At 72.7% G+C, this 22,874-nt stretch carries 17 protein-coding genes, 1 tRNA gene and 1 pseudogene; 13 read left to right on the top strand and 6 right to left on the bottom strand.

Annotated features, from left to right (window positions below):
* Positions 1 to 56: 56 nt before the first annotated feature.
* Entirely contained in the window at positions 57 to 1,568 is a 1,512-nt protein-coding gene (locus ACSYGO_RS23770; RefSeq protein WP_426677133.1) for a PP2C family protein-serine/threonine phosphatase, read from the bottom strand.
* A gap of 483 nt (positions 1,569 to 2,051) precedes the next feature.
* Between ACSYGO_RS23770 and ACSYGO_RS23765 the strand changes: the two genes are divergently transcribed.
* Both ACSYGO_RS23765 and ACSYGO_RS23760 read left to right on the top strand, forming a co-directional pair.
* Complete coding sequence (locus ACSYGO_RS23765) at positions 2,052 to 2,717, top strand: bifunctional DNA primase/polymerase (RefSeq protein ID WP_345640382.1); 666 nt, start codon at positions 2,052 to 2,054, stop codon at positions 2,715 to 2,717.
* Positions 2,718 to 2,773: 56 nt separating this feature from the next.
* Complete coding sequence (locus ACSYGO_RS23760) at positions 2,774 to 3,316, top strand: hypothetical protein (protein ID WP_432186206.1); 543 nt, start codon at positions 2,774 to 2,776, stop codon at positions 3,314 to 3,316.
* Positions 3,317 to 3,550: 234 nt separating this feature from the next.
* Here the strand turns inward: ACSYGO_RS23760 and ACSYGO_RS23755 are convergent, their stop codons facing one another.
* The 3 genes from ACSYGO_RS23755 to ACSYGO_RS23745 all read right to left on the bottom strand — a co-directional run bounded on the left by ACSYGO_RS23755 (position 3,551) and on the right by ACSYGO_RS23745 (position 6,543).
* Entirely contained in the window at positions 3,551 to 4,540 is a 990-nt protein-coding gene (locus tag ACSYGO_RS23755) for a DUF5926 family protein (RefSeq protein WP_460387553.1), read from the bottom strand.
* 443 nt (positions 4,541 to 4,983) lie between these two features.
* Entirely contained in the window at positions 4,984 to 5,616 is a 633-nt protein-coding gene (locus ACSYGO_RS23750) for an ATP-binding protein (RefSeq protein ID WP_435225261.1), read from the bottom strand.
* 117 nt (positions 5,617 to 5,733) lie between these two features.
* The gene (locus ACSYGO_RS23745) at positions 5,734 to 6,543 is read right to left on the bottom strand and encodes a glycerophosphodiester phosphodiesterase (RefSeq protein WP_426677137.1); all 810 of its coding nucleotides are present in this window, start codon (positions 6,541 to 6,543) and stop codon (positions 5,734 to 5,736) included.
* Between the two features lie 256 nt (positions 6,544 to 6,799).
* Here ACSYGO_RS23745 and ACSYGO_RS23740 point away from each other — a divergent pair, with 256 nt between their 5' ends.
* From ACSYGO_RS23740 to ACSYGO_RS23730, 3 genes are all read left to right on the top strand, one after another.
* Positions 6,800 to 8,296: a S1C family serine protease gene (locus tag ACSYGO_RS23740; protein ID WP_426677138.1), complete on the top strand. Its 1,497-nt coding sequence runs from the start codon at positions 6,800 to 6,802 to the stop codon at positions 8,294 to 8,296.
* Positions 8,297 to 8,342: 46 nt separating this feature from the next.
* Positions 8,343 to 8,427: transfer RNA gene (locus ACSYGO_RS23735), tRNA-Ser, on the top strand.
* A 196-nt stretch (positions 8,428 to 8,623) separates the two neighbouring features.
* On the top strand, positions 8,624 to 8,836 hold the full coding sequence (locus ACSYGO_RS23730; protein WP_426677139.1) for a DUF4287 domain-containing protein: 213 nt from the start codon (positions 8,624 to 8,626) through the stop codon (positions 8,834 to 8,836).
* Between the two features lie 17 nt (positions 8,837 to 8,853).
* On the opposite strand, the gene ACSYGO_RS23725 is transcribed toward ACSYGO_RS23730, so the two are convergent.
* Positions 8,854 to 9,732, bottom strand: a complete 879-nt coding sequence (locus tag ACSYGO_RS23725; protein WP_460387550.1) for a bifunctional DNA primase/polymerase — start codon at positions 9,730 to 9,732, stop codon at positions 8,854 to 8,856.
* A 372-nt stretch (positions 9,733 to 10,104) separates the two neighbouring features.
* On the opposite strand from ACSYGO_RS23725, the gene ACSYGO_RS23720 reads away from it, so the two are divergent.
* The 8 genes and pseudogenes from ACSYGO_RS23720 to ACSYGO_RS23685 all read left to right on the top strand — a co-directional run bounded on the left by ACSYGO_RS23720 (position 10,105) and on the right by ACSYGO_RS23685 (position 18,581).
* Entirely contained in the window at positions 10,105 to 10,410 is a 306-nt protein-coding gene (locus tag ACSYGO_RS23720; RefSeq protein ID WP_345640417.1) for a hypothetical protein, read from the top strand.
* A gap of 212 nt (positions 10,411 to 10,622) precedes the next feature.
* Positions 10,623 to 11,867, top strand: coding sequence for an acyl-CoA dehydrogenase family protein (locus tag ACSYGO_RS23715; protein ID WP_460387548.1), 1,245 nt, complete (start codon positions 10,623 to 10,625; stop codon positions 11,865 to 11,867).
* Between the two features lie 176 nt (positions 11,868 to 12,043).
* The gene (locus ACSYGO_RS23710; RefSeq protein WP_460387546.1) at positions 12,044 to 13,021 is read left to right on the top strand and encodes a bifunctional MaoC family dehydratase N-terminal/OB-fold nucleic acid binding domain-containing protein; all 978 of its coding nucleotides are present in this window, start codon (positions 12,044 to 12,046) and stop codon (positions 13,019 to 13,021) included.
* Position 13,022: 1 nt separating this feature from the next.
* Entirely contained in the window at positions 13,023 to 14,084 is a 1,062-nt protein-coding gene (locus tag ACSYGO_RS23705; protein WP_435225253.1) for an acyl-CoA dehydrogenase family protein, read from the top strand.
* Positions 14,081 to 14,458, top strand: a pseudogene (locus ACSYGO_RS23700) (MaoC family dehydratase); the annotation flags it as partial. The gene ACSYGO_RS23705 and the pseudogene ACSYGO_RS23700, both read left to right, overlap by 4 nt.
* 179 nt (positions 14,459 to 14,637) lie before the next feature.
* Positions 14,638 to 15,804 (top strand): lipid-transfer protein, encoded by a 1,167-nt coding sequence (locus ACSYGO_RS23695; RefSeq protein WP_460387544.1) that lies wholly within the window; start codon positions 14,638 to 14,640, stop codon positions 15,802 to 15,804.
* 430 nt (positions 15,805 to 16,234) lie between these two features.
* Entirely contained in the window at positions 16,235 to 16,798 is a 564-nt protein-coding gene (locus tag ACSYGO_RS23690; RefSeq protein WP_095935351.1) for a SigE family RNA polymerase sigma factor, read from the top strand.
* Between the two features lie 127 nt (positions 16,799 to 16,925).
* Entirely contained in the window at positions 16,926 to 18,581 is a 1,656-nt protein-coding gene (locus ACSYGO_RS23685; RefSeq protein ID WP_426677145.1) for a long-chain fatty acid--CoA ligase, read from the top strand.
* 115 nt (positions 18,582 to 18,696) lie between these two features.
* On the opposite strand, the gene ACSYGO_RS23680 is transcribed toward ACSYGO_RS23685, so the two are convergent.
* Positions 18,697 to 22,869, bottom strand: coding sequence for a hybrid sensor histidine kinase/response regulator (locus ACSYGO_RS23680; protein ID WP_460387541.1), 4,173 nt, complete (start codon positions 22,867 to 22,869; stop codon positions 18,697 to 18,699).
* Positions 22,870 to 22,874 lie beyond the last annotated feature (5 nt).

The following is a 22,874-nucleotide window of genomic DNA, read 5'->3' as shown; positions in this document are numbered from 1 at the left end:
GGCACCGCGGGTCGGCCGTCCGGGGCGGCTGCCCGGGGCGGCGGCGCTCGGGGCGCTCACTCGAAGCGCGCCGCGAGAAGGACGACGTCCTCCTTGCTGTCGGCCTCGTCGAGTCCGTCCGGCAGCACCGTGCGCAGGACGTGGTCGGCGACCGCGCCGGGATCGTCGCGGACCGCCCGGGGCACGCTCGCCGCCGCCGCGTGCAGCCGGGTGAAGGCCCGGTCCATGGGGTCGCCGGTGCGGTGCAGCAGACCGTCGGTGTACAGCAGCACGGTCTCGCCCGGCTCCGTGGTCAGCTCGACGCTCGGCGCCTCCCAGCACGCGAGCATGCCGAGGGGGGCCGACAGGGAGGTCTCCACGAACTCGGTGCGCCGCGGCCCGATCACCAGGGGCGGGCTGTGTCCGGCACCCGCCAGCGTGAGCTTGCGCAGCGCGGGCTCGCAGTAGGCGAACAGCGCGGTCGCGGAGCGGGCGGGCTCGGTCAGCCGCAGCAGCAGTTCGAGGTCGGACAGGACCGCGACGGGGTCCTCGCCCTCCATGACGGCGTACGCCCTCAGGGACGCCCTCAGACGGCCCATCGCGGCGACCGCGCTGGGCCCGCATCCGGTGACGGAGCCGACCGCGAGGCCGAGCGCGGCGTCGGGCAGCGGCAGCGCGTCGTACCAGTCGCCGCCGCCGCGCGCGCTCGTGCGGTGCCGTGCGGCGAGCTGGACGCCGGCGACCCGGGGGAGCCGCGGGGGCAGCAGCTCCTCGGAGATCGTCGTCATGCACGCGCGCGTGCGCTCCAGTTCCACCAGGCGGGCCAGGTGCTCGGTGGCGTAGCGGGCGTAGAGGCCGACGAGGTGGCGCTGGCGCTCGACCGGTTCGGCGGGTTCGTCGTAGAGCCAGACGGCGGCGCCCAGCCGGCCCGCCGCGCCGGTGGACAGGGGGAGTGCATAGCTCGCGGCGTAGCCGAGCCGGGCGGCCACCTCGCGGTGGCGGGGGTCGAGCCCGTCCTCGGAGAAGAGGTCCGGCTGGGCGATCTCGCCCTCACCGCCCGGAAGTCCGTCCAGGATCTTCCCGTACGACATGGCGCTGCGCGGGACGGTCTCGATGTGGCCGAGATCCGCACGGGCCAGCCCCAGGCCGATCGTCGTGTCGGGGCCGAGTCCGTCGCCCGGCTCCAGGACGAGGAGGCCGCGTCGGGCGCCCACGAGGGCGGCTCCGGCGCGCAGCGTCTCCTGCAGGGCGTCGTCGAGCGCCGAGGTGCGCGCCAGGCGCTCGGTGAGCTCGTGGAGCGTGGTGAGATCCGAGACCCAGCCCGCCAGACGATCTTGGAGAACGGCGCCGGGACCGATGGGGGAAGTGGCCGAAGGGGCACCCGTGGGGGCAGACGTCGGCGCGACAGTGTGTGCGGGCGAAGGAACCGTTGAATCGATTCCGGCCACTTTCGGAATGTGAGGGGCGTTCATGGCGTCCGGCTTTCCGACCGGTGCGTATTGCTCAATAGCATCGCAAACCCCCATGTCGTTCTGCGCCGCTAGCGGTGTCTCCACATGTACACGCACTCGTGAGGGGATGTCCAGCATTGTCCTGCTGGGATTCCTGGTGTCCGTGAGACTGTCGGTAACCCTTGCGGGAAAGCAAAGTTGGCTTAAAACTGACTCGGGCAACGGCTTATTGAGGTCGACTGGCCTCGTTCGACGGAGCGTCACAGCGGTCGTGATGGGTACGTACTCGGTGAAGGCCAGGGGTGGTTGAGATCCGCCCGGAACCTGGCGACGGACCCGGGCGTCTTAGCCACCGACGACCGTGCCCCATCCTCCCGTGGCGGAGGCGGCAAGAAATACACGGGACGGCAAATCGCCAGGCGCCGCCACCCCACGCCATGCCCATGCTTTTGATAGACGCAGTATGGACGCGGACGCAGCCAAACGCTCGGCCCATAGGGGTTCCCCTTGTCTCCAGCAGGGGTGTGATGCGCCAGTAGGTACGCACAGTGAAGTGATCGACACATGGTGTGATGTGGTCCACGGTGTTGCCAGGCGTGCAACGGAAAGGAACGAGCGCTCATGCGCGAGATCCTCGGAAGGCGACGCAGGCTCCTGTCCAGGCGGAACAACGGGAGGCCTGAGATGCTCAGCGCGGCCCTGACCTTCGCGACCGAATGGCAGTGGCCCGTACTCCCGGGAGTGGCGGCGGACCCGCAGGGGCGTGCCCGCTGCGCGTGCCCCGACCCGGAGTGCACGGTGCCCGGTGCCCACCCCTTCGACCCCGGCCTCCTCGCGGCCACCACCGACGAGCGCATGGTGCGCTGGTGGTGGACCAACCGGCCGTCGGCACCCGTCGTGCTGGCCACCGGCGGCAAGGCCCCGTGCGCGGTGAGCCTGCCGGCTCTCGCGGCGGCCCGTGCCCTCGACGCACTCGACCGCAAGGGCATGCGCCTCGGCCCGGTCGTCGCGTCCCCCACGCGCTGGTCGATCCTCGTCGCGCCCTACTCCATGGAGCAGCTCGGCGAGCTCCTCTATGCGAAGGACTTCGTCCCCGGTTCCCTGCGCTTCCACGGCGAGGGCGGTTATCTCGCCCTGCCGCCGTCCGAGACGGGCCAGGGCCAGATCCGCTGGGAGCGTGCCCCGCTGCCCGGCTCCGCCGCCCCCTGGGTGCCCGACGTGGAGGCCGTCGTGGACGCCGTCGTGGAGGCACTCACTCGTACGGGTGTGAGCGCGCCCGAGTTGTAGGAGCGCCCGGCGCGCGGTCGACCGCGCGCCCGCCCGCGCTCGTTATCTTCCCCTTCATGAACCTTCGCCTGCTCGCACTCGCGGGCGTAGTGGCGTTCACGGTGGCCCTTCCGCTCGCCGTGGCATCCGCGGGGCCCGTCGCGGACGCCGGAGATCCCGGCCGCGACGGCGCCGCGGCCGCAGGGGCCCCGGGGCGCGACGACAAGGGGACGGCGGCTCCCGTCCCCACCCGGTCGCCCCGGCTGCTGGGACTCGGCCTCGCCACGGCCGCCCGGTGCGGTCCCGAACTCTCCTCCCCCGACGGCATCGAGGCGCAGACCTGTGTCCTCACACAGGGTGAGGACACCTGGGCTCGCACGTACTACCGCAACGCGACCGGCGACGAGCTGAGCTCCGTGCTGACCTTGATGGGGCCCGGCGGGCGCACCGTGCAGATGAACTGCGCGATGGGCGCGGAGGACGATCCCGGCGTCTGTGAGACCCCCAGGGAGCGCACCGACGGCGACGTGGGGGGCTATTCGGCGGTCGCGGAGTTCGCGGAACGGACCGCGGCCGGAGGGCCTCTGTTGCTGCGCTCGGGGAGCAACTCGGGGCAGTAGCAAGGTGGTTGATGTCGCGCGCGATTGCGGACATGGAAAGACCCGGTTGCTGGCGACGGGGGATGCACCAGCAACCGGGCTACTCGAACGGTAACAAGAGATCGGCGGTTCGCAAATTCGATCTCGGCTATTCGGACACGGATTTACCTGTCACGACGGGGAGTTGTGACAGGAGTCACCCGTTCTGTGGGGCTCTGCCCAGCTGACCGGTCGGTCAGTTCGGCTTCCTGTGGGTCAGCTGAGTGTGACCTGTCGGTTGGTGAGGCCGCCGCGCGCCCTGCGCTCCTCCGCGGTGAGCGGTGCGTCGGTGGCCAGGGCGGTGGCGAGGCGCTCGGCGAACTCGGCCGCGGGCTTCTCGATGTCGTCCGCCGTGACGTTCGTCGGAAGGTCCCAGACCGGCACCGTGAGCCCGTGGGCACGGAAGGAACCGACCAGACGGGTGCCCTCGCCGAGGTTGGAGCGGCCGGCCGCGTGCAGCCGGGCGAGCGCGTCCAGAAGCTGCTCCTCCGGGTGCGGCATGACCCAGCGCAGGTGGTTCTTGTCGGGGGTCTCGCACCAGTAGGCGGCGTCGACCCCGGCGAGCTTCACGGTCGGGATGGCGGCGGCGTTGGCCCGCTCCAGGGATGCGGTCACGTCCGCCGTCGCGTTCTCCGCGTCCGGAACCCAGAATTCGAAGCCGCTGTGCACAACTGGCTCGAACGCGCCTTCGGGGGCGAGCAGGTCCTGGAGTCGCGGGCCCTCGGCGGGAGCGCGCCGGCCCTCGACCGGAGTGCCCGGCTTCGCGGTGAGCGCGCGCTGGAGGGTGTCGGCGAGGTCGCGGCTGATGTCGCCGGACGCCGTGTCGTTCTGCAGGCCCAGGAGCACCGAGCCGTCCTCGCGGCGCAGCGCGGGCCAGGCCATCGGCAGGACCGTGGCGAGGGTGACCGACGGGACGCCCTCGGGCAGGCTCTCCTTGAGCTTCAGCTCGACCGTCGCGGCGGGCACCAGCTCGCGCAGCGCGACCCAGTCGCACTCGCCGGGCAGTCCCTCGAAGGGGCGCTGCACCAGCTCGGTCACGGCGTGCGCGGCGGCCCGGCCGTGGCAGGCCTTGTAGCGGCGGCCGCTGCCGCAGGGGCAGGGCTCGCGAGCGCCCACAACCGGGACGTGCCCATCGGCGCCTGCGGCGCGGGCCCCGGCTTTCGAGGTGGGCTGCTTGGCCTTGGTGTGGGGTCGCTTCTTGGCCATCGTGGGTGTCTCCCGATCACGGCTCGTCTCGTACGGGCGCGAGCCTAGCCGTTCCTACGTGGGCTGACGGGACCCTGTGGACAACGCACCGGGTCGTCCCGGAGCCGGTGATTCGGCCCGCGCGCGCCACGACCGGCACGTCCCGCTCCGTCCGCTCCCCGTCCGCCGGTGTCGCCGGGTCGGCGTGTCCCCGTCGGTGGCCCCCGGGCGTGATCCCCGGCGGTGAACCCGAGGGTGTGTCTCCGGGGTGATGCCGAGGGCCTATGTACGACGGCGACACCCGGGAGCCCGACTCCGGAAGCCCGACTCCGAGAGCGTGTCCCCGGCAGCGACCGGGGGCGTGTGTCCCCGAAGGCGTACTCCGAGACGCGTCCCGGTGAGCGTGCTCCCGCCGACGCGGTCCCGGCGGCCCGCTTCCCGGGCGCCCCGGCGTGCCGGTGTCCTCAGCCCAGTTCGTCGAAGGCGTCCGCGAAGTCCAGTCCCGGTATCCCCGCCGACACGGTCGGTGACGCGACGCGCGTAGCGAAATCGTCATGCCTGCGCGCGGATTCCACGTCGTCCTGGACGACCACCCACACCGTGACCTCGCCGCGGACGTCGTCGCGCACGCCCCAGTCCTTGGCCAGTGCCGAGATGATGTTCAGCCCGCGGCCGCCGCGCGCGGTGACCGAGGGCGTGGCCGGGACGGGCCGGGTCGGACCACCGCCGTCCGTCACCTCGACGACGAGCCGTCCGGACGTGTCGACGCGCCACGCCGCACGGACGTCTCCGTCACCTGTCAGGGCGTCACCCAGCGGCCTGCCGTGCCGACAGGCATTGCTGAGCAGTTCGGAAAGGATCAGTACGGCATCGTCGATGACCGAGTCCGCCACGCCACCGGTACGCAATTGATCACGCATCCGGTGTCTTGCTTCCCCCACGCCCGCAGGACCATGGGGTACGGCCATGCTCGACGACGTGGGCACCTCCTGTGCCACCACCAACGCCACCCCCGAGACCTCCTTTGCCCCACGCCACGTTGTGGATGCCCCTTTGGACTGGACCGGAAACCGGCCAATCAACGTCTGCTGACGCACTCGTAACGATCGAATACGGAGCGAACGCGCCGGTGCACTCCCTGTAATCGCGTGACTGGATTTCGGTGGTGATGTCCGGGGTCTGCGAAGGTCCCTGCCTGGGGGAACGCGGCGGGATCAGCGGCCCAACCGGCGCAGGACGGCGCGCGGCCGGTTGGTGATGATGGCGTCGATGCCCAGCTCAACGCAGAGATCGACGTCCTCGGGCTCGTTCACCGTCCAGACGTGCACCTGGTGTCCGGCTCGTTTCAGCCGTTCGATGTAGCCGGGGTGACTGCGCACGATCCGCATCGAGGGGCCCGCGATCCGGACACCGGCGGGCAGCCGTCCGTCGCGCAGGCGCGGGGAGATGAACTGCAGCAGATAGACCGTGGGCATGTTCGGCGAGGCGGCCCGGACGCGGTGCAGCGAACGTGCGGAGAAGCTCATGACGCGTACAGGTGACTGGGCGGGGGTCTCGGGCGCGTCCAAGCCGAAACGCTTCAGCAGGACCAGCAGCCGCTCCTCGACCTGGCCGGCCCAGCGCGTCGGGTGCTTCGTCTCGATGGCCAGCTCGACGCGGCGGCCCGCGTCGGCGACGAGTTCGAGCAGCCGCTCCAGGGTCAGGACGGAGGTGTCCTCCGGGTCCCCGGGACCGTGCTCCCAGTCGGGGGCCTCGTCGCGGTTCTTCCAGGAACCGAAGTCCAGGGCGGCGAGGTCGGCGAGCTCCAGGGCCGAGACCGCTCCGCGCCCGTTGGACGTACGGTTGATCCGGCGGTCGTGCACGCAGACGAGATGGCCGTCGGCGGTCAGGCGCACATCGCACTCAAGGGCGTCCGCACCGTCCTCGATCGCCTTCCTGTACGCGGCCAGCGTGTGCTCGGGTGCCTCTTCGGAGGCTCCGCGGTGGGCGACGACCTGGATGGGGTGCTGTCGTGCGAGGGTCACCGCGTCATGGTGCCACCGTCGTGCGGCAGGCGTGAGGTCGAGGAGGCGGGGATCCGTCCGTTTCGCCAGACTGGTCCGATATAAAGGATGGTCGCGGACCCACAGCCACCGCTTATGGTGCTCTGACGGCCGGTGGGAAAAGCTGACGTCGTACAAAAGCGCATGCACAGCTGAATCGCGCCGGACCGTCGACAAGCGTGAGTGAGCGTGACCGAGTGCGACCGAGAACAACAGCCGTGGATCTAGGAGTAGAGCTGTGAGCACCGAGAACGAGGGCACCGCAGTACCCCCGGCCCCGTCCGCACCTCCCGTGCCGGTGGAAACTCCCGCTGCCTCCGCGCAGGCCGCTGCGCCCGAGGGGAGCGCACCGACCACTCCGCTTCCGGTGGTGCCTCCGAGCGCCCCCGGCGCGCCGGAGCAGGCGCCGGCGCCTGCGCAGCAGCCGGCGTACGCGCACGCCGGAGTCGGCCACGGCGCCGCCCCGCACGGGCAGGGCGCCGGAGTCCCCGGATCCGCCGCCGAGGCGGGCTGGCCGCCTCCGCCGCCGCCCACCCCGTCGTACGCGGACGGTGGCGGCTCGGGCCACGGCGGCTGGGGCTCCTCCTACCAGCAGCCCGCACCGAAGCCGAAGAACGGGCGCGGTGGCCTGGTCGCCGCCCTCCTGGTGGCCGCTCTGGTCGCCGGCGGCGTCGGCGGCGGCATCGGCTACTCGCTCGCGAAGAACAACGACGACTCCACCGACTCGACGACGGTCTCCGCCCCGAGCAGCAGCGGTGACGTCAAGCGCGCCTCGGGCACCGTCGCGGGCGTGGCGGCCAAGGCGCTGCCGAGCACCGTGACGATAGAAGCGCAGAGCTCGAGCGGTGAGGGCGGCACCGGCACCGGCTTCGTCTTCGACACCCAGGGCCACATCCTCACCAACAACCACGTCGTCGCGGAAGCGGTCGACGGCGGCAAGCTCACCGCGACCTTCCCCGACGGCAAGAAGTACAACGCCGAGGTGGTCGGCCACGCCCAGGGCTACGACGTCGCGGTGATCAAGCTGAAGAACGCGCCGTCGGGCCTGAAGCCGCTCGCCCTCGGCAACTCCGACAAGGTGGCCGTCGGCGACTCCACGATCGCGATCGGCGCGCCCTTCGGCCTGTCGAACACGGTGACCACCGGCATCATCAGCGCCAAGGACCGCCCGGTGGCGTCGAGCGACGGCAGCTCCGGCAGCAAGGCCTCCTACATGAGCGCCCTGCAGACGGACGCCTCGATCAACCCGGGCAACTCCGGCGGCCCGCTCCTGGACGCGCAGGGCGCGGTCATCGGCATCAACTCGGCGATCCAGTCGAGCAGCGGAGGCGGCCTCGGCGGCAGCAGCCAGTCCGGCTCCATCGGCCTGGGCTTCGCGATCCCGATCAACCAGGCGAAGAACGTCGCACAGCAGCTGATCAAGACCGGCGAGCCGGTCTACCCGGTGATCGGTGCTTCGGTCTCCCTGGAAGAGGGCACCGGCGGCGCGAAGATCACCGAGCAGGGCGCGAGCGGCTCCGACGCGGTCACCTCCGGCGGCCCCGCCGACAAGGCCGGCCTCAAGCCCGGCGACGTCATCACCAAGCTCGACGACCACGTGATCGACAGCGGACCGACCCTGATCGGCGAGATCTGGACCCACCGCCCCGGCGACACGGTGAAGCTCACCTACACCCGGGACGGAAAGACCCAGACCGTCGACGTCACCCTGGGACAGCGCGAGGGCGACAGCTGAGCGGTTAGTCTTGTCCCCGCGCCGTCGACGATCGTGGACGGCGCGGGGTGGGTTGCCCGAGCGGCCTAAGGGAACGGTCTTGAAAACCGTCGTGGCGCGAGTCACCGTGGGTTCAAATCCCACACCCACCGCAGCAGTTCGGCACATGTGCCGATCCGAAGGGGTGTCTCTCACCGAGAGGCACCCCTTCGGCCTGTGCGGGACGGTTCTCCGGCGCGAGGCGATGAGTTTTCCCCGCTCGCGCGGTCGTACAGGCAACCAGTCGGAGTGCGGCGGCGTGCCGGTGCTCCGAGACCGCTTCTCGCCCACGGATGGGACACCGCCGACATGACCGAAGCCGTGAAGGGCCCCGCCAGCTACTTCCCCTCCATCGAGAAGAAGTACGGGCGGCCCGTCGCCGAATGGAAGGACCTCATCCGGTCCTCGCCGCTGACCAAGCACATGGAGCTCGTGTCCTGGCTCAAGACCGAGCACGGGCTGGGGCACGGCCACGCCAACGCCCTGGTCGCCCACACGCTCGCCGAGGACAGCGGCAAGTAGACGCTCCGGCGCCGCCGTCAGCTTCGCCGCGGCGGTGACGGAGCCGTCATCCGCGCCGCCGAGGCGATCGTCGAGCGGGCCTCGCGTTCGGCGAGCCCCGTACGCACGGCGGCCTCCACGAGAGGGTCGGTCAGCTCGGCACCGATGCCGTTCTCGTACGCGCGGCAGGCGGCCCAGAACAGGCGGGTGTTGCGCTGGCCCTCATGGGCGGCGAGCACGAACTGGACGAGCCCCTGGCCCTGCCGGCCGGTCGCCGGGGGCGCGGGAGGGTGCCTTCGGGACGGCGGCGTGAGCAGGCGCAGGAGTTCGCTCGGGCAGGGCGCGGGCGCCAGATGGGCGGTGCCCGGCGCGGTGCCGTAGACGCCGTGGTCGGTGCGTGAGCCGGGGCCGACGAGGTAGCCGCCGGCGCCGCGGATGTCGATGCCCGGGGCCAGGCGGCCGGCGGAGTTGGGGACGACGAGGTCGGGCGGTCCGCTCAGCCAGAGGTGACGACCGCCGCTGGGGGTCAGGACGACGACGGTCTCCGGGATCGTGAACAGGTGGCGCAGGGCCAGTTCACGCAGGGCGGCCGACGAGTCCGTGCCGGATTTGGTGTCCAGGTCGATGCCGATGAGGTGGTGGGGGTGCAGCCCGCAGGCTATGCCGTAGCCGGTGGCCCAGGGGGCGGCGGCGAACAGTTCGCGGATGCGCCGGGGGTCGGTCGACGCGTCGTACACGCCGTGCCCGAAGCGGCCGCATTCGCCGTGGCAGGGGGCGGGGTCGGGGTCGTCACGGTGGGGGGAGCGCAGGGCCGGGAGTTTTGTCCGGGACAGCGGGATCACCGCCAGTCCGCGCTCGGCTGCGGACAGGGCGTGGGCCAGGGCCAGAGTCGTGGCCTGCCGGTCGGTGGTGGCCATGCCTCCATGTTCGTACGAGTGTTCGAAAAAAGGAAGGGCTTCCCGGACACGCGCGGGTGCGGGGTGGCCGACGGGTGTGATTGGCCGAAAACGTGCCGGAACGCTTCACCCCGTGCGGCGCCTGGGATTGAGCGGTCAGTCGCGGGCTGAGCAGGGAGTTCTCGGGTGGGAAGGGGGTTTATCGACATGTCCTCACGCTTGAGGGGGAATCAGGGCTTCCGGGGTGGTTCGCCGGGGATCCGCTGGGCAACTCTGGAGTCGCGACGTCGTGCACAGCGCCGAGGCGGTCGGCCAACCGCTTTGGAACAAGCCGCATTTCACGTACATCCCGGTTCATCGCCGGTGCGTACAACCGGTTCTGGAGGAACTCACATGGCAAGCATCCGTACCGCCCGCGTTCTCGCCGCCGTCGCCGCCCTGCCTCTCGCGGCCGCCCTCTTCACGGGCGTCGCGGCGGCGGACAACGGCGCCTTCGCGGACGACGGATCGAATGCGGGGGTGGCGACCATCGGTCGCAGCGGAGTCGGTCACGACAACTTCGGCAACTCCTCCACCACCCAGCAGCAGGCGGTCGGCTCCGGAGCCTCGAACCAGAGCAATACCGCCCAGGTGAACGGCTCGGCCTTCACCGCCATCGACCAGTCCACCGCCGTCATCAACTTCACCAACCTCTGGTGAGCCGGGGGCCGATGCGCTCCCGTCGGCCCGGAACATCCAGCGTGTGGTCGTGCTCTGTGGGGTGGTAACGCGTCTGCGCGACGGTGCTTCGGCGCCGTCGCGCAGACGCTTTTCGCGTCTCCCGGACGTCGTGCTCCCGGCCTTGACACCCCGCAGTATCTGACGGACAGTCAGAAACCCTTGTCCGTGCGAGGCCCGGGAGGGCAGCCGCCGTGCACCTCGCCCCCACCGAGCGCCAGCAGCGGCTGCGCGCCGAACTCCGCAGGTACTTCCGGGACCTGATGCCCGAAGGACCACCGCCCGCCGACGACCCCGGACGGCAACGGGCGGTCCTGCGCCGCATCGGAGCCGACGGACTGCTCGGGCTCGGCTGGTCGGCCGCGTACGGGGGGCAGGGGCGGGGCGCGGACGAGCAGTTCGTGTTCTTCGACGAGGCCTACCGCGCCGGCGCACCCGTGTCGATGGTCACCCTGAACACGGTCGGACCGACGCTCATGAAGTACGGGAGCGAGGAACAGAAGGCCTACTTCCTGCCGCGCATCCTGAGCGGTGACCTCGTGTTCGCCATCGGTTACTCGGAGCCCTCCGCGGGGACGGACCTCGCCTCCCTGCGCACACGGGCCGTGCGGGTGGACGGGGCCGGGAGCTCCGGACCGGGAGCCGGCGGTGTCCGTGCCGTCGGTGAGGGCGGTGTCCACGAGCGCGGTGAGGCCGGCCGTGACTGGATCGTCGACGGGCAGAAGATCTTCACCTCCAACGCCCAGAACGCCGACTGGATCTGGCTCGCCTGCCGGACCGACCCGGAGGCCCCCAAGCACCAGGGCATCTCGATCCTCCTCGTGCCGACGGACGCGCCCGGCTTCTCCTGGACCCCGATCGAGACGGTGGGCGGACAGACGACCACCGCCACGTACTACGACGGCATCCGCGTCCCCGCCGCGAACCTCGTCGGCGAGGAGAACGGCGGCTGGGCGCTGATCACCAGCCAGCTCAACCACGAACGCGTCGCGCTCGCCGCGATCGGGATGCAGGCCGAGGACTTCTACACGGCGGCGCTGGAGGCGGCCCGTACACCCGATCCGGTGACCGGTCGGCGCCGGATTGACGAGCCGTGGGTGCGGTCGAGGCTGGCCGAGGTGCATGCCCGGCTGGCGGCGACACGCCTGCTCAACTGGCGTCTGGTGGGGGCTGTGGGGGCGGGCGGACCGGCCCCCGGCGACGCCAGCGGCGTGAAGGTGATGGGAACCGAATCCGCGGTGGCGGTGTACCGAATGTGTCAGGAGATCGTCGGAGAGCGAGCACTCGTGCGCTCCGGCTCGCCAGGGGCCTTCGAGGACGGCGGGCTGGAGCGGATGAACAGGGCGGCGCAGATCAACACGTTCGGGGGCGGGGTGAGCGAGGTGCAGCGGGAGATCGTGGCGACGATGCGGCTCGGGATGAAGAGGGGGCGGCGGTGAGCGGGAAGCAGGTGAGCGGGGAACAGGGGCAGGGGAAGCGGGCCGAGTCGCCGGCAGGAGACCGGCCGGACGGGCCGCGGGCCGTCACACGGGCTCGGCCGGACGGTCCGAAGCCGGCCGCACGGGCTCCGTCGGACGGTCCGGAGTTCGTCGCACCGGCCCGGTCGGAGGGTGCGGTGCCGGCCGTCCCGGAGCGCGCGGACGGTCCGGACGAGCTGTACGGGCGGCTCAAGGCGTACGAGGGCCGGGTGGCCGCCGTCGCGGCCGTCGGCAAGGACCGGGTCAACGAGGCGATGATCCGCCACTGGTGCGAGGCGATGGGCGACACCAACCCTGCGTACGAAGGGCCCGGCGCCGTCGCGCCGCCCACCATGCTCCAGGCGTGGACGATGGGCGGCCTGTCCGGGCACACGGGCCGCTCGGAGGCGTTCGACGAACTGCTCGGACTGCTCGACGACGCCGGGTACACCTCGGTGGTCGCCACCGACTGCGAGCAGGAGTATCTGCGTCCGCTGCGCCCCGGGGACGAGATCACCTTCGACGCGGTGATCGAGTCGGTCTCCGAGCGCAAGACGACCAGGCTGGGGACGGGCCACTTCGTCACGACCAGGATGGATGTGAGGGCGGGAGGCGACCCCGCCGGGACACACCGGTTCCGCATCCTGAAGTACGCGCCCGCCCGCCGCACACCGAAGGGCCGGCGCCCCCGACCGGTGGTGAACCGGGACAACGCCGGTTTCTGGGAGGGCGTCGGGCGCCACCGCCTGCTGATCCAGCGGTGCACGGGCTGTCGCGCGCTGCGCCTCCCCTGGCTGCCGGGATGCAACGCGTGCGGCTGCCCGGAGTGGGACACGGTCGAGGCGAGCGGCGAGGGGACCGTTTATTCGTACGTCGTCATGCACCACCCGCCCTTCCCGGCCTTCGACCCTCCCTATGCGGTCGGCCTGATCGAGCTCGCCGAGGGAGTACGGATCGTCAGCAACGTGGTGGGCGTGCCGCACGACCAGGTGCGGATCGGAATGCCCGTACGGCTCGAGTTCCAGCGCTGTGACGAGGAGCTGGAGCTGCCGGTCTTCCGGGCCGGCGCGGACGACGGCACCGTGGCCGGCGACGGGGCGGTCCGTGGCGCCGTGACCGCCGGCGGAGGGAGCTGACATGGACTTCGCGCCCACCGAGGAGCAGACGGCCGCCCGTGACCTGGCCGCCCGGATCTTCACCGACCTGTCCACCCCCGAGCGGCTCGCCGCGGCCGGGACGGCAAGCGATCCCGAACTGTGGAAGGAGCTGTGCGCGGCCGGACTGGTGGCGGCCGTCGGGGACACGGGACTGCTCGGCCTGGTGCTCCTGCTGGAGGAGCAGGGACGCACCACGGCCCAGGTGCCGTTCGCGGCGAGCTGTGTCCACGGGCTCCTCGCGGTCACGGCACACGGTTCGAGGGAACAGCGCGACCGTCTGCTGCCGGCCGTCGCCGACGGGACGGTGGTGGTGACCGGCGCGCTCTCCGGGCCCTCGGCCGTGCGGGAGGCCGCAGGACGGCTCACCGGGGTCGTCCCGGTCGTGCCCTGGCTGCGGGACGCCACGCATGCCCTGCTCGCCGACGACCGGCGCCGGTTGTGGCTGGTGCGCACCGCAGACGCCCGGTGTCTTCCCGTGGAGCTGACGGCGCCCTGGTCGGCGGGGCGGCTGACCCTGGACGGCACCCCGGGCGAGCGACTGGGCGGCGAGGGCGCGTACGACGACGTGCTCGCCACCGCCCGCACCGCCTTCGCCGGGCTGCAGGCCGGGGTCTGCGCGGGGTCGCTCGCTCGTGCCGTGGAGCACACCAACACGCGCGAGCAGTTCGGTCGCCCGCTCGCCGCCAGGCAGGGCGTGCAACTCCGCGCGGCCGACGCCCATATGGACACCGAGGCGATACGGGTGACGGCGTACGAGGCGGCCTGGCGACGGGACGCGGGGCTGGCGTACGCCACGCACGCCCTGACCGCCGCCTGGTGGGCGTCCGAGGCGGGCCACCGGGTCGTGCACACGGGCCAGCATCTGCACGGCGGGGCGGGGGCCGACGTGGAGCACCCCGTGCACCGGCACTTCCTGTGGGGGCGCCAGCTGGACGCGTATCTGGGGTGCGGCGGCGAAGTGCTCCAGGAACTGGGTGAGTTGATCGCCACCGAGGGCGTGCGGGCCGCGCCTGCGGTGGGAGACGGGGAGGGAGAGGGATGAAGAGCGGCGACCGACTGCCACCGTTGGAGATCGACATCACGCGCACACTGATCGTCGCGGGCGCCATCGCGTCCCGCGACTACCAGGACGTGCACCACGACGCGGAGCTGGCGAGGGCGAAGGGCTCGCCGGACATCTTCATGAACATCCTGACGACCAACGGCCTGGTCGGGCGGTACGTCACGGACCACTTCGGCCCGTCCGCCGTCCTGCGCAAGGTGGTCATACGGCTCGGCGCGCCCAACTATCCGGGGGACACCATGGTGCTGACCGGCACGGTCGAGGAGGTGGACGGCGACACCGCCACGGTCAAGCTCGTCGGAGCCAACGGCATCGGCAAGCACGTCACCGGCACGGTGACCGTGACACTCCCCGAGACCGGCTGCCAGGGCACGGGCACCGGTGCGACCTCGGGCACCGACACCGCCTCGGGCGTCGGCATCGCCCCGGACGCCGGACCCGGCCGGGACGCCGGACCCGGCCGGGACGCCGGACCCGGCCCGGACCTCGGCCCCGGATCCGCCGGTGCCCCGGTCACCGAGGGAGGCGTGTCGTGAGCGTGCGCGGACGGGACGGGCTCGGCGGCCGGGCGGCGATCGTCGGGATCGGGGCCACCGAGTTCTCCAAGAACTCGGGGCGCAGTGAGCTGAGGCTCGCGGTGGAGGCGGTGCGGGCCGCGCTCGACGACGCCGGCCTGACGCCCGGCGACGTGGACGGCCTGGTCACGTTCACCATGGACACCAGCCCGGAGATCACCGTCGCGCAGGCGGCCGGCATGGGAGAGCTGTCCTTCTTCTCGCGGATCCACTACGGCGGCGGAGCGGCCTGCGCGACCGTCCAGCAGGCGGCGCTCGCCGTGGGGTCCGGGGTGGCCGAGGTGGTCGTCTGCTACCGGGCGTTCAACGAGCGGTCCGGCAGGCGGTTCGGGTCCGGGGTGCAGCAGCGGGAGCCCTCCGCGGAGGGGGCCGCGCTGGGCTGGTCCCTCCCGTTCGGACTGCTCACGCCCGCCTCCTGGGTGGCGATGGCGGCCCAGCGGTACCTGCACGCGTACGGGCTGACGCCGGAGGCGTTCGGACATGTCGCCGTGATGGACCGCAAGTACGCGGCGACGAACCCCGCGGCGTACTTCCACGGCAGACCGATCACCCTCGCCGAGCACGCGGCCTCGCGGTGGATCGTCGAGCCGCTGCGCCTGCTGGACTGCTGTCAGGAGACGGACGGCGGCCAGGCGCTGGTGATCACCTCCGTGGAGCGGGCCCGCGACCTGCCGCGCCCTCCGGCGATCATCTCGGCCGCCGCCCAGGGCGCGGGCCGGGCCCAGGAGCAGATGACCAGCTTCTACCGGGACGACCTGACGGGGCTGCCGGAGATGGGCGTGGTGGCCCGGCAGTTGTGGCGGACGGCCGGGCTGAATCCCGCGGACATCGACGTGGGGATCCTGTACGACCACTTCACGCCGTTCGTGCTGATGCAGCTGGAGGAGTTCGGGTTCTGCAAGCCGGGTGAGGCGGCGGACCTCGTCGCCGAGGAGCGGCTCCCGCTGAACACGCACGGGGGACAGCTCGGGGAGGCGTATCTGCACGGGATGAACGGAGTGGCGGAGGCGGTCCGGCAGGTGCGGGGCACGTCGGTGAACCAGATACCGGGGGCGGGCCGTGTCCTGGTCACCGCCGGGACCGGGGTCCCGACCTCGGGGCTGATCCTCAGTACGGACACCTGAGAGTTCCGCCGGGGCAGGCCCCGCGGTGGGGGTGCCCGGGCGGGGCGGTGACAGGGGACACCGCCGCGTCGAGACCGGTCCGCTCCGAGGAGGTCCCGGGTCCGGAGCGGGGCGGGGGCGGCGTCGGGGCAGGTGCTCGGGAGGCAGGTCGGGGTTGCGGCGCGAAGTGGGGTCGGGGCAGGTCGGGAGTGCGGCGCGAGGGTGCCATCGGGGCAGGTCCGGGGCCCGGCGCGAGGTCCACGAGCGCGGGCGCGCACCGCGCTCCCGTACCGCGGAGGGAGGCGTCCCTCAGGGAAGAACCCTCAGGGGGCGTGCGCGCTCGTCCACCTTCAGGAGGTGAGGTCAGCCCCACTCCTACAACCTGAGGCGGACACGGCTTCGGGACCTGCGGCCGATCCGCGGGAGTAGGGGGCGAACCTAGCGTGGAGCCATGACCACACCCGTCTGCACCAGCGCTTCGGACGCCGCCACACCGGCGAGGCAGACCCGTCCGTACGCGCCGTACCCGTCGTTCGCGTCGTACGTGAAGGCCCGCCAGCCGGTGCTGCTGCGTACCGCCCGCTCGCTGACCGCGAACCCGAGCGACGCCGAGGACCTGTTGCAGACCGCCCTGACGAAGACGTACGTCGCCTGGGACCGGATCGAGGACCACCGGGCGCTGGACGGCTATGTGCGGCGCGCGCTGCTGAACACGCGGACGTCGCAGTGGCGCAAGCGCAAGGTCGACGAGTTCGCCTGCGACGAGCTGCCGGAGCCGGAGGTGCTGCCCACCGGCGACCCGGCCGAACAGCAGGCGCTGCACGACGCGATGTGGCGGGCGATCACCAAACTGCCGGCGCGGCAGCGGGCGATGGTCGTCCTGCGGTACTACGAGGACCTGAGCGAAGCCCAGACGGCGGAGGTGCTCGGGGTCTCCGTCGGGACGGTCAAGTCGGCGGTGTCGCGTGCGCTGGGCAAGCTCCGTGAGGATCCCGAGCTCAGCCCGGTGCGCTGAGAGGCGGCGCGCGACCAATACGTGACGCGATCGATCGCCCGGACCTAGTGACATACCGCGCGGTATGTGCGCAGAATCAGCGCAACCCTTACTGCCGCGTAGGCAATGTCGCCCCCGGGAGGACGCCGTGCTGAGCACGATGCAGGACGTACCGCTGACCGTGACCCGCATTCTCGTGCACGGAGTGCTCGTGCACGGGACGTCGCAGATCACGACCTGGACGGGGGAGGGCGAACCCCAGCGGCGCAGTTTCCGTGAGGCCGGTACGCGTGCCGTCCAGCTCGCCAACGCCCTGCGTGACGACCTCGGTGTGACGGGCGACGAGCGGGTCGCGACGCTGATGTGGAACAACGCCGAGCACGTCGAGGCGTACTTCGCGATCCCCTCCATGGGCGCGGTCCTGCACACGCTGAACCTCCGCCTCCCCGCCGAGCAGCTCGTCTTCATCGTCAACCACGCCGCCGACCGCGTGGTCATCGTCAACGGCTCGCTGTTGCCGCTCCTCGCCCCGCTCCTCCCCCACCTGCCGACCGTCGAGCACGTGGTCGTCTCGGGTCCCGGCGACCGCTCGCTGCTCGACGGCGCGAACGTGCGGGTGCACGAGTACGAGGAGCTGATCGCCGGGAAGCCGACCACGTACGACTGGCCGGAGATCGACGAGCGGCAGGCCGCGGCGATGTGTTACACCTCCGGCACCACCGGGGACCCGAAGGGCGTCGTCTACTCCCACCGTTCGATCTACCTGCACTCCATGCAGGTCAACATGGCCCAGTCGATGGGGCTCACCGACCGCGACACCTCGCTCGTCGTGGTCCCGCAGTTCCACGTCAACGCCTGGGGCCTGCCGCACGCCACGTTCATGACCGGCATCAACATGCTGATGCCGGACCGCTTCCTCCAGCCGGGTCCGCTCGCCGAGATGATCGAGAGCGAGAAGCCGACGCACGCCGCGGCCGTCCCCACCATCTGGCAGGGCCTGCTCACGGAACTCCGGGCCAAGCCCCGCGACGTCTCCTCGCTGACCCAGGTCACGATCGGCGGCTCGGCCTGCCCGCCCTCCCTCATGGAGGCCTTCGACGACCTCGGCATGCGGGTCTGCCACGCCTGGGGCATGACCGAGACCTCGCCGCTCGGCACGATCGCCCGTCCCCCGGCGCACGCCGTGGGCACGGACGAGGAGTTCGGCTACCGGCTCACCCAGGGCCGCTTCCCCGCCGGTGTCGAGGCCCGCCTCACCGGCCCCGGCGGCGAACGGCTCCCCTGGGACGGCGAGTCCGCCGGCGAGCTGGAGGTGCGGGGCCCCTGGATCGCGGGCGCGTACTACGGCGGACAGGGCGCCGAACCGCTGCGTCCCGCCGACAAGTTCAGCGCGGACGGGTGGCTCAAGACCGGTGACGTCGGCACGATCAGCGCGGACGGCTTCCTGACCCTCACCGACCGGGCCAAGGACGTCATCAAGTCGGGCGGCGAGTGGATCTCCTCGGTGGACCTGGAGAACGCCCTCATGTCCCACCCGGACGTCGCCGAGGCCGCCGTCGTCGCCGTCCCCGACGAGAAGTGGGGCGAGCGGCCGCTGGCCACCGTCGTCCTGAAGGCGGGTTCGACCGCCGACTTCGAGACCCTGCGCGGCTTCCTCGCCGAGGAGGCGAAGATCGCCAAGTGGCAGCTCCCCGAACGCTGGACGATCATCGAGTCGGTCCCGAAGACCAGCGTCGGCAAGTTCGACAAGAAGGTGCTCCGCAGGCAGTACGCGGAGGGTGAGCTGGACGTGACCAAGCTCTGACGGACACGGCACGGGCCGGGCCGGGAGTCACGACTCCCCGCCCGGCCCGTGCCGTTTCCCGGCCTGCGTATGTCCCGGCCGGCTCGGCGGCCCGTCGCTGCGGGCCGCCGGACGGTCAGTTGGTGCCGATCTTCGCGAGGAGGTCGACGATCCGGTCCTGCACCTCCGCGCTCGTCGAGCGCTCGGCGAGGAACAGCACCGTCTCGCCCGCGGCCAGGCGCGGCAGTTCGGCCTGGTCGAAGGCGGCGGTGTAGACGACGAGCGGAGTGCGGTTCAACTGGCCGTTGGCGCGCAGCCAGTCGATGATCCCGGCGCGTCGCCGCCGTACCTGCATCAGGTCCATCACCACGAGGTTCGGCCGCATCTGCGAGGCCAGCGTGACGGCGTCCGCGTCCGTCGACGCCCGGGCGACCTGCATGCCGCGCCGCTCCAGCGTCGCGGTCAGCGCCAGCGCTATCTCCGCGTGCTCCTCGATCAGCAGCACGCGCGGCGGGTGCTGGTCGGAGTCCCGGGGCGCCAGCGCCTTGAGGAGTACGGCGGGATCGGCGCCGTAGGCCGCCTCGCGCGTCGCCTGGCCGAGCCCCGCCGTCACGAGGACGGGAACCTCGGCGGCGACGGCCGCCTGACGCAGCGACTGCAACGCCGTCCGTGTGATCGGCCCGGTCAGCGGGTCCACGAAGAGCGCGGCCGGGAAGGCGGCGATCTGCGCGTCGACCTCCTCCCGGGAGTGCACGACGACGGGCCGGTAGCCGCGGTCGCTCAGCGCCTGCTGGGTGGTGACGTCGGGTGCGGGCCACACGAGCAGCCGGCGCGGGTTGTCCAGCGGCTCCGGGGGCAGTTCGTCGTCCATCGGCCGCGGCTGCGGCGGGTCGGCGACCTCGACCGCACCGCCCGGGCCGTCGAGCGGCTCGGGGCCCTCGTCGGCGTTCTCGTCCGGTGCTCCTATGGCGTACGACCGTCCGGCGCCCTCGGTGGCTCCGGGCCGCCGGGACCCCGCCGCCTGGCCGCCCTGCGGGTGCGGCCGTGCGCCCGTCTCCGGACGCTCCGCGGCGGGCTCGGGCGGTGTGCCGAGCTTGCGGCGGCGGCCCGAGCCGTTGGTCTGGTGCGGGGGCGGCGTGGCCGTCTGGGACGGTGCCGGCGCCTGGGGCCCCGGCTGGCTGGGCGCGGGCTGCCGGGTGAACGGGACGCCCTGACCGAGCGTGCGCACGCTTATGGCGCGGCCCTGTGTCGAGTTGGGGTCGACCGGTGCCGCCGACTCGGCGGGCAGCGGCTGGGCGGCGCGCGGCTGGACCGGGCGCTCAGGGGGCAGCGGGGTGCCCGCGGCGGGGGTCGCACGGGCCGCGTCCGGCGCGGGGAGCGCCGCGGTCGCCGGCTGCACCGGGGTGCCGCCGGCCGGAGTGCCCGCGGCCGAGGCGTCGTCGGCGTGCGCGTCGGGCCACGCCTGCGGGGCAGCGGCCGGCACCGCCGCGGCGGGCTGCGGCCGGTCCGCGGTGCCCGCGGCGGGAGTGCCCGCGGCGGGAGTGGCCTGGGCGGCAGCGGTCTGCGGCAGCCGTGCGGGAACCGGCTGCCCGGCCGCGTCGGCAGCCACCGCCCCGGAAACGCCCTGCACAGGAGCACCGGGCACCGGCACGGCCTGCCCGGGAGCCACCTGTGCCGGAACGCCCTGTGCTGGAACGCCCCGTCCAGGAGTTCCCTGCGGCGGAACGCCCTGTGCGGGAACACCCTGCGCAGGGGTCCCCGTCGGCTCCGGGCGGGCCCGCCGCCGGCCCGTGGGCGCGGAGACGGGGTGCGGCTGCGGCGGCGTGTGATCGTCGGCCGGGTCGTGCGCCATGACGTCATGACGGCCGTCGTCGGCCTGTCCGTGACCGGCGGCGACACTCGCGGCGTACTGCGCCTGGGCCTGGGCCTCGGCCTGGACGTACTCGGGAGAGCGGTCCGCCTCCGCGGGCGGCAGCGCGAACACCGTACGGGCGCCCGCGTCCTGGGCTGCGGCACGCTCGGCCGCGGCGGCCAGCGCACGACGGCGCCGCCCGGTCGGGTGCGCCGCGTCCGTGGCCGCCGGCTCCTGCGCAGCCGCCGCGTCGGGCGCGCTCGGTGCCGCGGGCAACGCGGCGGGAAGCGCGTGCTGTTCACCGTCCCGGCGCGCGCGCCGCCCCGCGGGCACGGGCACACCCTGCGGAGGGACCGTCCCGCCCAGGCCGGTGCCCGCGGCGGCGGTCCCCGCCGCGTGCTCGGCCGCGGTGACGACCGCGCCCTCCGGGACGTCGTCCGTAGCGCCCGGGCCCGTGCCCTCGGCGGGACTCGGCCGGCCGCGTCGCCGTCCGGTACCGCCGGAACCGGCCGCACCGGCGTCACCGGGACCCTCGACCGCCGTCCCCTGCGCGGGAACGGACACCTCGTCGACCGCCTGCTCCTCGGCCGCACGCCGCCGGCGTCGACCGGTGGGCGCGGACTCGCCGGCCTCGGTGGCCGCAGGTGCGGAGCCCGCCGCCACCTCGCTCTCCAGGAAGGCGTCCACGGAGGACCGCCGGGCCCGCCGCCTGCCGCCGCCCTGGGGCGCGGCCTGCTCGGGAATGGCGATCTCGGTGCCGGGCGCGTCCTCGGCCCGTGCGGCCGGAACCGCCCCCGCGCCGCCGCCGATCGGCACCTCCAGGACGAACGCGCTGCCGCTCATCCCCGGTACCTCGTGCGTCTGGAGCACACCGCCGTGCGCGCGGACGATGCCGCGGACGATCGGCTCGTGCACCGGGTCTCCCCCGGCGTACGGGCCGCGCACCTCGATGCGGACGACCTCGCCGCGCTGCGCCGCCGCGACCACGACGGTGTTGTCCATGTAACCGCCCGCCGACACCGGCGCGTTGCCCGTCGCGTCGACCCCGGCCACATCGGCGACGAGGTGCGCGAGGGCGTTCGCCAGCCGGACCGGGTCGACCTCCGCCTCGATGGGCGGCGCGTGCACGGCGAACTGGACGCGGCCGGGCCCGATCAGGTCCACGGCGCCCTCGACCCCGGCCGCGACGACCGCGTCGAGCATCACCTTCGTACGGGCGACCTCCTCGGCCCCGGAGTCGAGCCGCTGGTAGCCGAGCACGTTGTCGACGAGCGTCGTGATCCGCGAGTAGCCCGCGGCGAGATGGTGCAGGACCTGGTTGGCCTCCGGCCACAGCTGGCCGGCGTCGTCGGCGGCGAGCTTGGACAGTTCGCCGCGCAGCTGGTCCAGGGGGCCGCGCAGGGACTGGCCGAGCACAGCGAGCAGCTGCTCGTGGCGGGCGGCCAGCGCCTCGTACCGGTCCTTCTCGCGCTCGCCGAGCGCGGCGTAGCGCTCGTCGCCCGCGGCCAGTTCCTCCGCGTGCCGCTCCTGCTGCTCGGCCAGCTCGGCGGCGTGCTGCTCGCGCAGCGTCCCGAGCTCCTCGGCGTGCTCCTCGGCACGCTGTGCGAGCTCCTCGGTGTGCCGGGTGGCCTCGGCGTCCTTCTCCTCGGCGAGCGTGTCGTAGGGCCGCCGGTCGGTGAAGGTCATGACGGCGCCGACGAGCTGGTCGCCGTCGCGCACCGGAGCGGTCGTCAGGTCGACGGGCACCTTGTTCCCGGACTTCGACCACAGCACCTGCCCGCGCACCCGGTGCTTGCGCCCGGAGCGCAGGGTGTCGGCGAGCGGGGACTCCTCGTACGGGAAGCTCTCGCCGTCGGAGCGCGAGTGGAGGATGAGGGCGTGCAGGTCCTGGCCGCCGAGGTCGCTGGCCCGGTAGCCGAGGATCTGGGCGGCGGCCGGGTTGACGAGGACGACGCGGCCCTCGGTGTCGGTGCCGACCACGCCCTCGGCCGCGGCCCGCAGGATCATCTCGGTCTGCCGTTGCGAACGCGCGAGTTCGGCCTCGGTGTCGACCGTGCCGGACAGATCGCGGACCACCAGCATGAGCAGCTCGTCGGCGGTGTAGCCGTAGCTGTCGTAGGCCTGCTGGCCGTTCTCCAGATTCGCACTGGTGACTTCGACCGGGAACTCGCTCCCGTCGGTCCGCCGCGCGATCATCCTGGTCGGCTTGGTCCGCCCGCTCTGGTCGATGGTGTCGGGCCGCCGCATCGAGCCGGGGATCAGCCGGGAGTCGAACTGCGGCAGCAGGTCGAGCAGTCCGCGGCCCACCAGAGCCGTGCCCGGGGCCTCGAAGGCCTCCAGGGCGATGGTGTTGGCGTTGACGACGGTCCCATTGGCGTTGACCAGCACCAACGCATCGGGCAGCGCGTCCAGTATGGCTGCGAGGCGAGCAGCGCCTCGGGATGGCCTGCTGCTCACGAGAC

This window comes from Streptomyces krungchingensis, from assembly GCF_054729265.1.
Note: the sequence above shows the minus strand (reverse complement) of the source record. Positions and strands in the feature narration are given on the sequence as shown.